We start from the raw sequence: 14,754 nt of genomic DNA on the forward strand, positions 1-14,754 counted from the left end.
TTACAATGGTGTGTGCCGGTACGCAGCCGGCCGAATCCGAAGACCTCTCCGCCGGAAACAACTCTGGCGTGACGCCGCACGACTTCGTCACGAAAGGGCGTACGTGGCAGCCACCGATATCCGTCAGACCGTAGATTCCGAAACCGAGTCTGCGGCACCTGCACCTGCTGTCAAGGCACCCGCTGCGAAGGCACCGGCCAAGAAGGCACCCGCCAAGCGCGCCGCGGCCAAGAAGGCACCGGCGAAGAAGGCCGCAGCAAAGAAGACAGCAGCAACACCGGCGACCGGAGACGACGCCGACGAGAGCACTCCGGGGATCGAAGACATCGACATCTCCGAGGGCGACCTCGCTGCCGCCGCCAACGACGTCGTCGAGGTGGTCACGGCCGGTGACGACACCGAAGAGGACGCCACCACCGAGCCGACGGCCGAGGACAAGGCGTCCGGCGACTTCGTCTGGGACGAAGAAGAGTCCGAGGCATTGCGCCAGGCCCGCAAGGATGCCGAGCTCACCGCATCCGCAGACTCCGTTCGTGCGTACCTCAAGCAGATCGGCAAGGTTGCTCTTCTCAACGCGGAAGAGGAAGTCGAGCTCGCCAAGCGCATCGAGGCAGGCCTGTTCGCAGTCGAAAAGATGCGTGAGTCCGCGGAGAAGGGCGAGAAGCTCCCCGTTGCTCAGCGCCGGGACATGACGTGGATCTGCCGTGACGGCAACCGCGCCAAGAACCACCTTCTCGAAGCGAACCTTCGACTCGTCGTCTCCCTCGCCAAGCGCTATACCGGCCGCGGCATGGCTTTCCTGGATCTCATACAGGAAGGCAACCTCGGTCTCATCCGTGCGGTCGAGAAGTTCGACTACACCAAGGGCTACAAGTTCTCGACGTACGCGACGTGGTGGATCCGTCAGGCGATCACCAGGGCCATGGCCGACCAGGCCCGCACCATCCGTATCCCGGTGCACATGGTCGAGGTCATCAACAAGCTCGGCCGCATCCAGCGAGAGCTGCTTCAGGACCTGGGTCGCGAACCCACTCCCGAAGAGCTCGCGAAGGAAATGGACATCACGCCGGAGAAGGTGCTGGAAATCCAGCAGTACGCGCGTGAGCCGATTTCACTCGACCAGACCATCGGTGACGAGGGCGACAGCCAGCTCGGCGACTTCATCGAGGACTCCGAGGCAGTCGTCGCCGTCGACGCGGTGTCGTTCACTCTCCTGCAGGATCAGCTGCAGTCGGTTCTCGAGACGCTGTCCGAGCGCGAAGCGGGCGTGGTTCGTCTGCGCTTCGGTCTCACGGACGGTCAGCCTCGCACCCTCGACGAGATCGGCCAGGTGTACGGCGTCACTCGCGAGCGAATCCGTCAGATCGAGTCCAAGACCATGTCGAAGCTGCGGCACCCGTCTCGGTCACAGGTACTGCGCGACTACCTGGACTGACTCGTCCGATTCATCCGAACTACGACCGTCGATCACCATGATCGGCGGTCGTTGTCGTCGACACGACGGAGCCGTCATATCCGCGGCACCCCGAATGTTCCGTCGGGGCCGGGCCGATAGTCGAGTACCGCAACGACTGCTGCGATCGTCAGCGGTCCGTACAGATGCGGGAACAGCATGGACTGCGGATCCGTGGGAACCCCCGGTTCCCACCGGACCGGAGCCGTCAGACGAGCCGGGTCAAGGCGCAGCAGAACCAGATCCGTGCGGCCGGAGAAGAGGCGGTTCGCAGGCAAGTGCACTTGTTCGGGTGTGGACAGGTGGACGAACCCCACGGCGTCGAACGTGTCCGGGGTGTAGTCGGCCTGCCCACGCATGGACAGCCACTCCCCTGCGGTACAGATGTGAACGAGGTCGTCCTGCGTACTGGTCACCGTTCCATTCTGCAGTGCCGACTGCATGTCAGGGCGGCGGAATGTCGGCAACACCGCGATCTTTCCGAGTCGGCAGTCCACCGACGACCACCGCCGCGATGACGGCTGCGATCCCGAGTGCCTCGAGAGCCGTGGGGATCTGAGTCAGCATCACGGCACCGACCACCGTGGCGGTTGCCGGGAGCAGCGCCAGCAGCAACGCGAAGCGGGCCCGACCCACGCGCACCAGGACGTACTGATCGAGAACGTAGGGAACCACACTAGACAGCAGCCCGACGCCCAGTCCGAGAACCCAGATTCGCCAGTCTCCCAACAAGGTGGTGTGCGCAATCGCGAACGGTCCGAACAACGGTACGGCGAGCAGCAGGGACGCGATGCCGAACCCGGCTGCCATGTCGTCGAGACCCTGACCTGCATCTGCAACCGACTTGCCGAGCACGATGTAAGCCGCCCACAGAGCGGCCGAGCCGAGCGCGAACGCGATGCCGATCAATCCCACCTCGCCACCGTCGAACTGCGCGGAGGCGATCGCGCCGACTCCGGCGACCACCAGAAGCAACGCGCACACATCGACAGGTCTTCTCGACCCCGCCGCAGCGACCGCTATCGGCCCCAGAAACTCGATGGCCACCGCCGCGCCGAGCGGGAGCCTGGCGATCGCCTCGTAGAACATCGCGTTCATGCCGATCGTCGCACCACCGAACGCAGCAGCGGTGATCAGTCGCCGCACGGTCCAGACACCACCGACACCGGCCCGCTGCCGCCACGGTCGACGCCAGAGCACCAACACCAGCGCCGCACCGAATCCGCGGAGCCACGCCACCGCGGCCGGATCGACGGTGTCGAACAAGAACACACCGATCGCCGCACCGACGTACATGCACACCGCGCCGATCACGAACAGCGACGGAATACCCAGCTTCGATGCGCCGGAGAGCGAAGGAGAAGTCGAAGCCACACCGGCGACCCTACTGCCGCGACTCACCGCGAACACCTATCAGCTCTCAGCGAACAGTTTCCACGACGTTCCTGCTCGTGAGCCATGTTTCGTGTTAGTGACAACACAAAGAAACGCGCTCGGGAACAACGCGTGACCGCCATACGTCTGACAGAGTGAACGAACCGCGCCATACCGACGCGGCGGACCGGCCCCAGGCGAACGGGACAACCCGCAAGCCAGTACGGAGGAGTCATGCCCGGAACATTGACCAGCCCACAATTGACAGCAGCGGACCGGTGCGACCGGTGCGGTGCAGGGGCTCGCGCGCGTGTCGTGCTTTCGACCGGTGGAGAGCTTCTCTTCTGCGGTCACCACGCCACCGAGCACGAAGCCCGTTTGCGTGAAGTGAACGCAACGGTGATGACCGAATCGGACTCCACGGTGTAACGCACCGCCACGTCGGGGGAATTCAGGTTCGCCACGATCGAACACGAAAAGACGGATGGTCCACGGACCGTCCGTCTTTTTCGTGCCGCTACATCTTGCGGAGCTGGGCGATGCGCTCACCCAACTGATCGGCCGAGGCCATCGCCGTCGGCGGCCCACCACAGATGCGCCGCAGATCGCCGTGAATGACACCGTGCGGCTTCCCGGTCCGATGGTGGTACACCGCGACCAAACTGTTCAGTTCACGCCGCAGGCCGGCCAACTGGCCCGCACTGCTGGCCCTGTCGTTGACGACGGGGGGCGCCGGAACTGCGGGCCCCGCTGCCGGCTTGTCGATCTGCTCCTGCTGGCGTTGGCGCAACAGGTCACGCATCTGTGTGGCGTCGAGCAAGCCGGGCAGACCCAGGTAGTCGGCTTCCTCGTCGCTGCCCGAGAACGTCGCCGTGCCGAACGAGGAACCGTCGTAGATCACCTGATCGAGCTCGGCATCCGCGCCGAGCGAGGTGTACGCCTTCTCCTCTTCGCCCAGCTCGTCCTTCTGCTTGTTGGCGTCGGCCAACAAGTCGTCGTCGAAACCGTCCTTCTCGCGGTGCGGTTTGCCGAGAATGTGATCGCGCTGCGCCTCGAGCTGCGACGCGAGGTCCAGCAGAACCGGTACCGACGGCAGGAACACGCTTGCGGTCTCACCTTTGCGACGCGACCGAACGAATCGACCGATCGCCTGCGCGAAGTACAGCGGTGTCGACGCACTGGTCGCGTAGACGCCGACGGCCAGACGCGGAACGTCGACCCCCTCGGACACCATGCGGACGGCAACCATCCAGCGCTGGTCGCTCTTGCCGAATGCCGCGATCCGCGCCGAGGACGTGGGGTCGTCCGAGAGCACGATCGCCGGCGTCTCCCCCGTGATCACCTCGATCAGCTTTGCGTAGGCCCGGGCTACCGTCTGATCGGTTGCGATCACCAATCCGCCTGCATCGGGCATGCCACCCGCCCGCAACTGGCCCAGCCGCGTGTTCGCAGCCAGCAGCACGGCGGGCATCCAGTCGCCCTGTGGATCGAGCGCAGTGCGCCACGCTCTCGCGGTCTGTTCGGCATTGAGCGGCTCACCCAGCCGAGCGGTGTACTCCTCGCCCGCACTGTCACGCCACCGCGCTTCGCCGGAGTAGGCGAGGAACACGACAGGCCGGACTACTCCGTCGGCCAGAGCGTCGGAGTAGCCGTAGGCGTGATCGGCCTTCGACCGCATCGCCCCGTCCTGATCCGGCTCGTAGTTGACGAACGGGATGGGGCTGTCGTCACTACGGAACGGCGTACCGGTCAACGCGAGACGTCGGGTCGCGTCTCCGAACGCTTCGCGAATACCTTCGCCCCAGCTCTTCGCGTCGCCACCGTGGTGAATCTCGTCGAGGATCACGAGAGTCTTGCGGGACTCGGTGCGCACGCGGTGCTTGAACGGGTGCGAGGCGATCTGCGCGTAGGTCACCACCACGCCGTGATAGTCGCTCGAGGTCTGACCGGTCGAGTTCGAGAATCGCGAATCGAGTGCGATGCCCACCCTGGCTGCCGACTCGGCCCACTGGTGCTTGAGGTGCTCGGTAGGTGCGACGACGGTGACCTGATCGACGGTTCGGTGGGCGAGCAACTCTGCGGCCACGCGAAGAGCGAAGGTCGTCTTGCCTGCGCCCGGCGTCGCAACGGCCAGGAAGTCCTTGGGCGAGGCGACGAGATACTTCGTCAGCGCACGCCGCTGCCACGCGCGCAGCGGCGCTCCCCCGCTCACGGGAGCTGCCGTCTGCTCGGTGGATGGTGGTGTGGGATCGAACATGTCAGCGCTCACTGGCCGCCGGTTCCTGGCATCGATGTGAATTCCTCGCGCTCTCGGTAGCCCTGCAGTGTCCGCCGAGGAGCCTATCGCTCCGCACCGACCTATCCCGCATCGCTGGGGTGAGTCGGATGCGACACGGCGAGGCGGTCGTTAGGCGAAGTCGCCTCTCGTCAGGAATGCTGGAGACACCATGAGCGAGTCTTTAGGAGGAACTCCACCACCGGAACGGTTGTCGGCGCGAAGGCCGCTCCGTGCGGTGTGGAAAGTGATTCTTCGCACTCTGAGCAAAGCGTGGGACGACTCGATCTTCAGCAAGGCGGCGACTGCCGCCTTCTGGCAGACACTGTCGCTGCCACCGCTACTTCTCGGCGTACTCGGCAGTCTCGGATTCGTCGGTGGATGGTTCGGTCCGAACACCGTCCAGATCATCGAGTCCAAGATCATCACCTTCAGCAACACGCTCTTCAGCAGCAGTGTCGTCGATCAGATCATCGCACCGACCGTCCGAGACGTACTCGCACAGGGCAGTGGCGAGATCGTCTCGGTGGGCTTTCTGCTCTCACTGTGGGCCGGCTCGTCGGCGATCTCGACCTTCGTGGACTCCATCGTCGAAGCACACGGACAAGCCGACGCGCGACATCCCGTCTGGCAGCGGTTCTTCGCGCTGCTTCTCTACGTGGGTTTTCTGGTGATCGCGGTCTTCGTGCTTCCGCTCGTCGCCCTCGGACCGGTGTACGTGCAGCAGATCCTGCCGGATTCGTGGATCACCGTGGGCAGTGAGGTCATCGACTTCTTCTACTACCCGGCCGTCGGACTGTTGCTGATCGTCGGATTGACCACGCTGTACAAGGTGGCCTTGCACACCTCACTGCCCTGGCATCGTCTGCTCGGCGGAGCACTGCTGGCCGGTGTGTTCTTCATGATTGCCAGTGCCGTACTTCGCCGGTACCTGACCTGGGTCACCAGCACCGGCTACACCTACGGTGCGTTGGCAACGCCGATCGCGTTTCTGCTGTTCACGTTCTTCCTCGGCTTCGCCGTGGTCCTCGGAGCCGAGTTCAACGCCACGATCCAGGAGTTCTGGCCTGCCCGAGCAACCCGAATGGATCAAATGCGTGAGTGGATCGCTTCGCAGACCACCACGGACGACAAGCCGTCCGGGCCGGTGACCGCCGTCGCCCGACGGCTGGCCACGGGACCGATCAAGCTGGTCGGTGACCGAGCCCGTGCAGATCGTGCCGAACCGACTCCCGAATAGCAGCTCGGAGAACTGTCCTCACTCGCCCTTCTTCAAGCCCTCGTAGACCTTCTTGCAATCTGGGCACACCGGAGATCCGGGCTTCGCGGACTTGGTGACGGGAAACACCTCACCGCACAGCGCGACGACGTGCGTACCCATGACCGCGCTCTCGGCGATCTTGTTCTTCTTGACGTAGTGGAAGAACTTCGGCCGGTCGTCCTCGGTGGTTTCGTCCGGTGCGATATCGGGACGATCCTTCGTCTGAGTGCTCATGGACACAGATTAATCCGTCGATCCATCGAGGGGTAACCGGTTGCACACGCTCGTCGCAAGCATTCTGTGAGCAGTAGTGCCACAGTGGAGTTATGACGAGAACCCCAGGGTTCGACGGAAGCGCGTACAGCGACTCGCCGGATGGGCCCGTTCTGATCACCGAGGCACAGCAGTCGGTCGAAGAGCAGCACAAAAAGCGTGTACGCAAGTACATGTTCATCATGTCCTTCCGCATCCCGGCATTGGTGTTGGCCGCCATCGCGTACGGGATGTGGATGAATCCATGGATCTCCATGGCCATAGTCGGAGCGTCCATTCCTCTGCCGTGGATGGCGGTGCTGATCGCCAACGATCGGCCGCCCCGCACCAAGGACGAGATGAGTCGATACGACTACCGGACCGTGGACCGGCCGCAACTGGAATCGAGCAACCACCGAGTGATCGAAGCGGGCGACGACTGACGGAGCGGCCGTCACCGATGCGACACTTGCGTCGTGACTGCACAGAACTCCACGTCCCCACTCGTTGCTGCCTGCTCGGTACTTCGTGATCCCTTCGATCGAGTGGGATACGACGCCGACGGCGTTCTGACGCTGCTCGGCGACGACGCCCATGCGGCCCTCGGTCGCAGCGAGCCGGTCCCGGTACGCAACGCCAGTCTGGACGGCGGTGCGTTGGGTGTGCTGGTGCGCCTGTTTCTCCTCGTCGACGACTGCCCCGAGTCCGACGTCGCCGACGCCATCGCGCCCTTGACGGTCGCCGACGCCGTATCGGCCGGGATTCTCACCCGCTCCGGATCTACGGTGCGGACCCTGCTCGACATCCGCCCACTCGACGCCGGACACGGAACTCGATGGATCGTTTCGGATCCGGACGGCAGCATGCGCGTCGCCGAGACGGCACCCGACCACGTGCTCGGCGTCGGGCAGGCCTCACTCTCACTTCTCCGTGGAACACCCACCTCCCCGGTCACCAGCGTGCTCGACGTCGGCACCGGATGTGGCGTGCAGGCAGTCCACGCCTGCGGCTACGCGGAACAGGTGACCGCGACCGACATCAGCCCACGGTCGATGGACCTCGCGGCGGCGACGATGGCACTCAACGGACTGGACGTGGAGTTGCTGCACGGGTCGTGGTTCGAGCCGGTCGCCGGACGTCGATTCGACCGGATCGTGGCCAACCCTCCGTTCGTCGTCGGCCGCGCAGAGGTACTGCACTCCTACCGTGATTCCGGCCTCGACCTCGACGGGGCCAGCGCCCTGATGGTCGGCCGTGCCCCGGACCACCTCGCACCGGGCGGCACCGCTGCCATCCTGGCGTCCTGGATCCACGTCCGAGGCGAGGACTGGCGTGCGCGGGTGGCGTCGTGGCTGCCGGCTCACGGGATCGACGCCTGGGTCGTCGAGCGCGATGTCGCCGATCCTGCCCTGTACGTGGGCACCTGGATGCGCGACGGCGGCCTCGATCCGCGCGATCCCGACGCGGCCGCGGTGGCACAGTCCTGGCTCGACCACTTCGCGGACGCCGACGTGGAAGGGATCGGCTTCGGCTTCGTGTATCTCCGCCGAACGGACGAGCCCACCGACCTACTCGCCGAGGAGCTCACGCACGGTTTCTCGGACCCGCTGGGCAACGAATCGCTGCAGTACTTCGCGCGGCTCGACTGGCTCCGAGAGCACGACATCCTCGACTCGGTCCTGACCCTCGACCCGAACACGGCACTCGAGCGCGTCTACCTTCCGGGCGACGAGGGCTGGGCGCCGGTGGCCGTTCGGGTGCATCGCGGGAACGGGCCGCAGTGGCAGCACGACGTCGACGAGCTCGGTGCGGCTCTGCTCGCCGGGCTGCGACCCGATGGCCTACCGGTCGGTGAACTGGTGGAGCTGCTCGCTGCTGCGCACGACGAAGACGCCGAGCAACTGGCTTTGCATGCGGTGACGATGATGCAGGGGCTCGTCCGGCACGGCTTGGTTCTGCCGGCTCGATGAGTCCCCGACAGCGCCCCAGGAGAGCGACCGTTCCCGGCGGCTTCACTTCTCAGCAACTTCTCAGGACGAACATCATGTAATCCCTGGTCACGCGGGTATCCACAGGATCGGCGTGGGAACTTATCGGAGTCTCCCGAGCGTTGAACCCAGTGAGACACCACCGACCAGGAGGCAAGTCATGACCAGCCCCAGCACCACGATTCGTCCACGGCCGACCGACGCCGATCTGGACGCCCAGAGCCCAGCCGCCGATCTCGTTCGCGTGTACCTCAACGGCATCGGCCGCACTGCGTTGCTGACGGCTGCCGAGGAAGTCGATCTGGCCAAGAGGATCGAGGCTGGTCTCTACGCGAAGCAGGTTCTCGAGAACACGAAGCGGCTGAGCGCAGTCAAGAAGCGCAATCTCGCCATCATCGTTCGCGACGGCAGTGCCGCACGCAGCCACCTGCTCGAAGCCAACCTCCGCCTGGTCGTGTCCCTCGCCAAGCGCTACACCGGTCGCGGTATGCCCCTGCTCGACCTGATCCAGGAAGGCAACCTCGGGCTCATCCGCGCGATGGAGAAGTTCGACTACGCCAAGGGCTTCAAGTTCTCGACGTACGCAACGTGGTGGATTCGTCAGGCCATCACCCGCGGTATGGCGGATCAGAGCCGCACGATCCGGCTGCCCGTCCACCTGGTCGAACAGGTCAACAAGCTGGCCAGAATCAAGCGTGAGCTGCATCAGCAGCTCGGCCGCGAGGCGACGGACGACGAGCTGTCGAGCGAATCGGGTATCGCGGTGGAGAAGATCGCGGATCTGCTCGACCACAGCCGCGACCCGGTGAGCCTGGACATGCCGGTGGGCAGCGACGAGGAAGCGCCTCTCGGAGACTTCATCGAGGATTCCGAAGCGACGTCCGCGGAGAATGCCGTCATCGCCGGTCTGTTGCACAGCGACGTCCGCGTCGTTCTCGGCACGCTCGACGAGCGGGAGCAGCAGGTCATCCGTCTGCGCTACGGCCTGGACGACGGTCAGCCCCGCACCCTCGATCAGATCGGCAAGATCTTCGGTCTCTCCCGCGAGCGTGTCCGTCAGATCGAACGCGAGGTGATGGTCAAGCTTCGGCAGGGCGACCGCGCCGAGAAGTTGCGGTCCTACGCCAGCTGAGCCCAGTCACCGACCGGTGGAGCATCAGTGACAAACCCTGTGTGCGCCGCCCCACGCGGTAGCCGAGCCGACGTTCTCTCCCCTCGGGACGTCGACTCGGCTGCCGCTTTTTCGGTTGCCCATCCGTTCAGCGCAGGCGACGTGGGCCCAGGTCGGCTTTGGTGGGCTCGGGACCGATCCGCACCCGAGCGTCGGTGATCTGCGCGCCGTCGGCCGATGCAAGGACCGGCTCGCACGAAATTTCGCGTATGTCCGAGATATCTTCTGCCAGTGCAGAAATACGCTGCACCAGGTCGATCAGCGCGCTTTTGTTGACGGGAACCGCATTGCGGTATCCGGACAGCAGCGGGGCCGCCTTCGGTGCGTCGATCAGCTGTGCGGCCTCGTCCTCGGTCAACGGCAGGACCCGGTACGCCCGGTCGCCCAGCAGATCCGAGATCACCCCTGCCAGACCGAACGAGATGAGTGATCCGAACGACGGGTCGTCCTGCACACGCACGACACAGCCGATGCCCTTGACCGCCATGCGCTGAACGTGCAGCAACGGTTCGCCGGAGTCTGCGGCGAGGTTCCGGTATGCCACCCGCACCGCGGAGGCGTCGGCCATGTCCAGACGCACTCCCCCGAGATCGGGCCGGTGTCGCCACCGCTCCCCGGTCGCTTTGACCGCTACCGGGTATCCCAGCTCGTCTGCCGCGGCGACGGCCTCGTCCTCGTCGGTCACGGTTCGGAAGGCCACGACGTCGAGGCCGTAGCAGGCCAGCAATTCTGCGGTCTCGAAATCGGAGAGCCACCGTCCCTGACTGCCCGCCGAACGCCATCCCTCGACCAGGTGTTTGGCCCGTTCGGAGTCGATGCTCTTGGGTCGGACGAGGTTCGACACCGGTCGCGAGCGCCACGACGAGTACCGCCACGCGGCAGCCAGCGCCGCAACGGCCCGCTCAGGACCCGAGTAGGAGGGCACCGAACCACGCACGGGGTGTCCGCCCGGTCCGCGCACTGCCAAGACGTCGGGGATTCCTTCCGTGGCCAGGAACGTCGAGAGCACCGGCTTGTCGGATCCACGAACGGCGTTGCCGAGCGCTGCTGCGAACGGTTCGACCTTCACGGCGACCGGGGGCACGAACACCACGATGACCGCATCGATGTCCGACGCCGCCAATGCCGACGACACGGCTGCGGCGAACTCCTCGGGGCCCGCCTGCGGACCGACATCGGTCGGGTTACTCGCGTACAGGCCCTTGGCGCGCGCAGCGTCGACCGCCAGCACGCCCAGAGCCGTCGAATTTCCCACCACGGCCACCCGCGGCCCGGCCGGGAGAGGTTGATTGCCGAACAGGACAGCGCAGTCGAACAATTCCGAGATCGTGTCGACCTGGATGACGCCTGCCTGAGCGAAGAGTGCGCGCACGATCGAGTCGTCGATGTCGGCGCCGATCGCATGTGCGGGCGGCACGGCACCGCGTCCGCTCTTGACCGCGATGATGGGCTTGCTCCGGGCGACCCTGCGCGCGATTCTGGTGAACTTCCTGGGATTACCGAAGCTCTCGAGGTACAGCAGAATCACCTCGGTGGCCGGGTCCGAATCCCAGTACTGCAGTAGGTCGTTTCCCGACACATCGGCGCGGTTGCCGGCCGAGACGAACGTGGACAGTCCGAGTCTGCGCTTGGCCGCCTCGTCCAGAATCGCGATGCCGAGAGCGCCGGACTGACAGAAGAATCCGACGTTGCCCGGAGTGGGCAGATGCGGAGCGAGAGTGGCGTTCAGACCGAACTCGGGATCGGTGTTCGCCACACCGAGCGCGTTGGGCCCGATCAACCGCATTCCGTGCGCCCTCGCCGCCAGCACCAGCCTGCGCTCGCTCTCCTGCCCGGCCGGTCCGGTCTCACCGAATCCACCCGAGACCACCAGCAGCGCTTTGACGCCTTTGTCGAGGCAGTCGTCGAGCACCGCGTCGATGGCATCTGCCGGAACCGCTGCGATCGCCAGATCGACCGGATCGGGGATGTCGTGCACCGTTGCGTAGGCGCGGACCCCGCGGACGGACCGGTGGTCGGCGTTGACGGGATAGATCGGCCCGGTGAAGTTTCCGGCCAGCAGATTCGTGAGGACGGCGTTGCCCACCTTCGAGCTGTCCGTCGATGCTCCGATCACGGCCACCGATCGGGGGCTGAGTACGTTGCGCACACTGCGGGCCTCGGCGGCGCGCTCACGCGAATTGCGCACCGAGAGCAACGCTTCACTCGGATCGATGGCGAATTCGAGGCGAAGGACACCCCCCTCGAAGGACCTGCTGACCTGATACCCCGCTTCGCGGAAGACGGTGACCATGTTCCGGTTCTCGGCGAGCACCTCGGCGACGAACATGTTCACCCCGTTCTCGGCGGCCGCCCCGGCGAGGTGTTCGAGCAGAATCGGACCCAGTCCGCGACCCTGATGCGCGTCGGCGACGACGAAGGCCACCTCGGCGGAATTACCGTCGCCCTCGGGCAGTCGTTCGTAGCGGCCGACCGCGATGATGTCGTCGCCGAGCACCGCGACGAACGCCACCCGGTCGTGGTGGTCGACAGTCGTGAAGTTCAGCACGTCGCGCTGGGGCATCGTGGGATACGGCCCGAAATACCGGAGGTACCTCGTCCGCTCGGACAGTCGACCGTGAAATGCGACGATGCGTTCGGAGTCCGAGGGAACGATGGGACGCAGGTGCACCACACCGCCGTCGGAGGTGAGAACGTCGGCCACCCAGTGCCGTGGGAACGAGGTCTCCGCGCGCTCTCTGGCCAGGTCCTTCTCGCTCTGGTCCGATGCCGCAGCGGCCGTTTCGGCCGGAGGGCTGTCGGTCGGTTCAGTCACGCGGGTCCTCCGGATCGAGTCCGAGCAGTGGAAACACTGCTCGACGAGTGGCGATGATCGCCGAGTCGACGCGTTCGAGCGCCCTGTCGGTGCCGTCGGTTCCGGAGAGCGATCCTCCAGGTCCGTCCCAGGCCGGATAGTCGACGTCTCCACCGTCACCCATCGTCTGTGGCAGATCGACGCTCGGCGCCATGGTCCGTACTCGCTCGCGCCACCTGTCCGGCAGCGCCGACATCGGGTCGATGTCGCGGCCGAGCGCGGCAGCGATGAGGTGCGTCCAGGACCGTGGGACGACGCGCACCAGGCCGTACCCTCCACCGCCGACGGCCAACCATCGACCTTCGGAATGCTTGTCCGCCAGATCACGCATGGCCAGGAAGGCAGCGTTCTGTCCGTCGACGGTCAGAGCCAGATCCGCGAGGGGATCTTCGCGGTGGCTGTCGACACCACATTGGCTGACGATGATCTGCGGCGCGAATGCCCCGATCGCGCCCGGCACGATGGCGTGGAACGCACGCAGCCACAACCGATCCGCGGTGCCAGGAAGCAACGGAACGTTGATGGAGGTTCCTTCGCCACGTTCGGTTCCCACCTCGGTCGACCATCCGGTGTTCGGCCACAGCGTCGCCGGATGTTGGTGCAACGAGATGGTGAGCACTCTGGGGTCACCGAGAAAGGCCGCCTGCACGCCGTCCCCGTGGTGTGCATCGACGTCGATGTAGGCGATTCGATCGAAACCGTTGTCCAGCAACCACGAGATGGCGATCGCGGCGTCGTTGTAGACACAGAATCCCGAGGCCCAGTCGGCCATCGCGTGGTGCATTCCACCGCCGATGCTCACAGCGCGTCGGGCCCGACCCGACGCGATCTCGCGCGCGGCAGCCAGCGACCCACCGGCGAGCATGGCGCTCGCCTCGTGCATCTGTGGGAACACGGGGTTGTCGTCGGAGCCGAGTCCGTGGACGACGTCGTCGGGGTCGCGCAGCGCCGGACCCTGCGACGGTGCCTGCTTGACGGCCTCGATGTAGGCGCTGGTGTGGAAGCGCAGCAGCTCGGAATCCGGTGCGGCGGCGGGCTCGACGAGCTCGACGCCGGCGAGGAGGCCGATGTCGGTGGCGAGTGCCATCGTCAGATCGAGCCGTGTGGGGTTCATCGGGTGGTCGTCGCTCCACCGGTAGCCGAGGTAATCCTTGCTCCACACGACGATGTCCTCGGGGCGGTTCGGGATGGACGCGGCGGCGCGTGTCGCCTGATCAGACATAGGGACAAAGCTACGTTGTCGGGCGGGATGGTGTTGCCGGGTTCCGGTGTTGTCCTCTGTGTCCCTTTGTGAGAAGCCATGGGAAACGTCGGTCACCGTTGTGGTGCGCCGCGCCCGCTACGTCTGGGTGCAGCGCCGATTTCGGGGCGCTGACGGTAGGATCGAGCCCGACGAAGGGGTTGAGTGTGAAGGATCTGGTCGACACCACGGAGATGTACCTCCGGACGATCTACGACTTGGAAGAAGAGGGCGTGATTCCGCTCCGCGCGCGAATCGCCGAACGGCTCGAACAAAGTGGTCCCACCGTCAGCCAAACCGTTGCTCGGATGGAGCGTGACGGCCTGTTGTCCGTCGCCGGCGACCGGCACCTGGAGCTGACCGAGAAGGGCCGCAGCCTGGCGGTTGCCGTCATGCGCAAGCATCGGTTGGCCGAGCGTCTGCTGGTGGACATCATCGGTCTGCGATGGGAAGACGTCCACGCCGAGGCGTGCCGTTGGGAGCACGTGATGAGCGAGGAGGTCGAGCGTCGCTTGGTCACTGTGCTGAACAACCCGACGACATCGCCGTACGGCAACCCGATTCCCGGGCTCGCCGAGCTCGGTCTGGGCCAGTCGACTCTGGCACCGGAGGCTCTCATCCGCCTCACCGATGTGCCGGTCGGTCAACCGACAGCGGTCGTGGTGCGTCGTCTCGCCGAGCACGTGCAATCCGACCCCGAGGTCATCGCTCAGCTTCGCGAGGCAGGCGTTGTCCCCGATGCTCGGGTTACAGTCGAGGCCAAGCCCGGGTCGGTCACGATCACGGTGCCAGGACACAGCGGTGTCGACATATCCGACGAAATGGCGCACGCCGTTCAGGTGAAGAGGGTCTGACCTCGCACCGACGACGGCGTCGGACGCGTGTG

Annotated in this window: 13 protein-coding genes; 7 read left to right on the forward strand and 6 right to left on the reverse strand. The window is 65.5% G+C overall.

What is annotated here, in order from left to right; all coding sequences use genetic code 11:
• The first annotated feature begins 103 nt into the window (after positions 1-103).
• Positions 104-1,435 (forward strand): RNA polymerase sigma factor, encoded by a 1,332-nt coding sequence (locus AABD04_RS13205; protein ID WP_341441456.1) that lies wholly within the window; start codon positions 104-106, stop codon positions 1,433-1,435.
• Between the two features lie 74 nt (positions 1,436-1,509).
• Here the strand turns inward: AABD04_RS13205 and AABD04_RS13210 are convergent, their stop codons facing one another.
• Together AABD04_RS13210 and AABD04_RS13215 are read right to left on the reverse strand one after the other, a co-directional pair.
• The gene (locus tag AABD04_RS13210) at positions 1,510-1,896 is read right to left on the reverse strand and encodes a DUF952 domain-containing protein (protein WP_423228143.1); all 387 of its coding nucleotides are present in this window, start codon (positions 1,894-1,896) and stop codon (positions 1,510-1,512) included.
• A gap of 1 nt (position 1,897) precedes the next feature.
• Entirely contained in the window at positions 1,898-2,827 is a 930-nt protein-coding gene (locus AABD04_RS13215; protein ID WP_341441458.1) for an EamA family transporter, read from the reverse strand.
• A 234-nt stretch (positions 2,828-3,061) separates the two neighbouring features.
• On the opposite strand from AABD04_RS13215, the gene AABD04_RS13220 reads away from it, so the two are divergent.
• Positions 3,062-3,256, forward strand: a complete 195-nt coding sequence (locus AABD04_RS13220; protein ID WP_027496884.1) for a DUF7455 domain-containing protein — start codon at positions 3,062-3,064, stop codon at positions 3,254-3,256.
• Between the two features lie 88 nt (positions 3,257-3,344).
• Here the strand turns inward: AABD04_RS13220 and AABD04_RS13225 are convergent, their stop codons facing one another.
• A complete protein-coding gene (locus tag AABD04_RS13225) occupies positions 3,345-5,084 on the reverse strand; it encodes a DEAD/DEAH box helicase (RefSeq protein WP_341443042.1) in 1,740 nt (579 codons plus the stop codon).
• A gap of 190 nt (positions 5,085-5,274) precedes the next feature.
• Between AABD04_RS13225 and AABD04_RS13230 the strand changes: the two genes are divergently transcribed.
• A complete protein-coding gene (locus AABD04_RS13230) occupies positions 5,275-6,342 on the forward strand; it encodes a YihY/virulence factor BrkB family protein (RefSeq protein ID WP_341441459.1) in 1,068 nt (355 codons plus the stop codon).
• An 18-nt stretch (positions 6,343-6,360) separates the two neighbouring features.
• On the opposite strand, the gene AABD04_RS13235 is transcribed toward AABD04_RS13230, so the two are convergent.
• The gene (locus AABD04_RS13235; RefSeq protein ID WP_042939664.1) at positions 6,361-6,597 is read right to left on the reverse strand and encodes a DUF3039 domain-containing protein; all 237 of its coding nucleotides are present in this window, start codon (positions 6,595-6,597) and stop codon (positions 6,361-6,363) included.
• A 92-nt stretch (positions 6,598-6,689) separates the two neighbouring features.
• On the opposite strand from AABD04_RS13235, the gene AABD04_RS13240 reads away from it, so the two are divergent.
• The 3 genes from AABD04_RS13240 (at position 6,690) to AABD04_RS13250 (ending at position 9,735) form a co-directional block, all read left to right on the forward strand.
• On the forward strand, positions 6,690-7,058 hold the full coding sequence (locus AABD04_RS13240) for a DUF3099 domain-containing protein (protein ID WP_243593215.1): 369 nt from the start codon (positions 6,690-6,692) through the stop codon (positions 7,056-7,058).
• 33 nt (positions 7,059-7,091) lie between these two features.
• The gene (locus AABD04_RS13245) at positions 7,092-8,585 is read left to right on the forward strand and encodes a DUF7782 domain-containing protein (RefSeq protein WP_423228144.1); all 1,494 of its coding nucleotides are present in this window, start codon (positions 7,092-7,094) and stop codon (positions 8,583-8,585) included.
• Between the two features lie 178 nt (positions 8,586-8,763).
• Positions 8,764-9,735: a sigma-70 family RNA polymerase sigma factor gene (locus AABD04_RS13250; protein WP_243593217.1), complete on the forward strand. Its 972-nt coding sequence runs from the start codon at positions 8,764-8,766 to the stop codon at positions 9,733-9,735.
• A 127-nt stretch (positions 9,736-9,862) separates the two neighbouring features.
• On the opposite strand, the gene AABD04_RS13255 is transcribed toward AABD04_RS13250, so the two are convergent.
• Together AABD04_RS13255 and AABD04_RS13260 are read right to left on the reverse strand one after the other, a co-directional pair.
• On the reverse strand, positions 9,863-12,520 hold the full coding sequence (locus AABD04_RS13255; RefSeq protein ID WP_341443044.1) for a bifunctional acetate--CoA ligase family protein/GNAT family N-acetyltransferase: 2,658 nt from the start codon (positions 12,518-12,520) through the stop codon (positions 9,863-9,865).
• 61 nt (positions 12,521-12,581) lie between these two features.
• Complete coding sequence (locus AABD04_RS13260; protein WP_341441460.1) at positions 12,582-13,850, reverse strand: acetoin utilization protein AcuC; 1,269 nt, start codon at positions 13,848-13,850, stop codon at positions 12,582-12,584.
• A 185-nt stretch (positions 13,851-14,035) separates the two neighbouring features.
• On the opposite strand from AABD04_RS13260, the gene AABD04_RS13265 reads away from it, so the two are divergent.
• Positions 14,036-14,722, forward strand: a complete 687-nt coding sequence (locus AABD04_RS13265; protein WP_032403288.1) for a metal-dependent transcriptional regulator — start codon at positions 14,036-14,038, stop codon at positions 14,720-14,722.
• The last annotated feature ends 32 nt before the right edge of the window (positions 14,723-14,754 follow it).

This window comes from Rhodococcoides navarretei (genome assembly GCF_038069675.1).
Classification (GTDB): Bacteria; Actinomycetota; Actinomycetes; order Mycobacteriales; family Mycobacteriaceae; genus Rhodococcoides; species Rhodococcoides navarretei.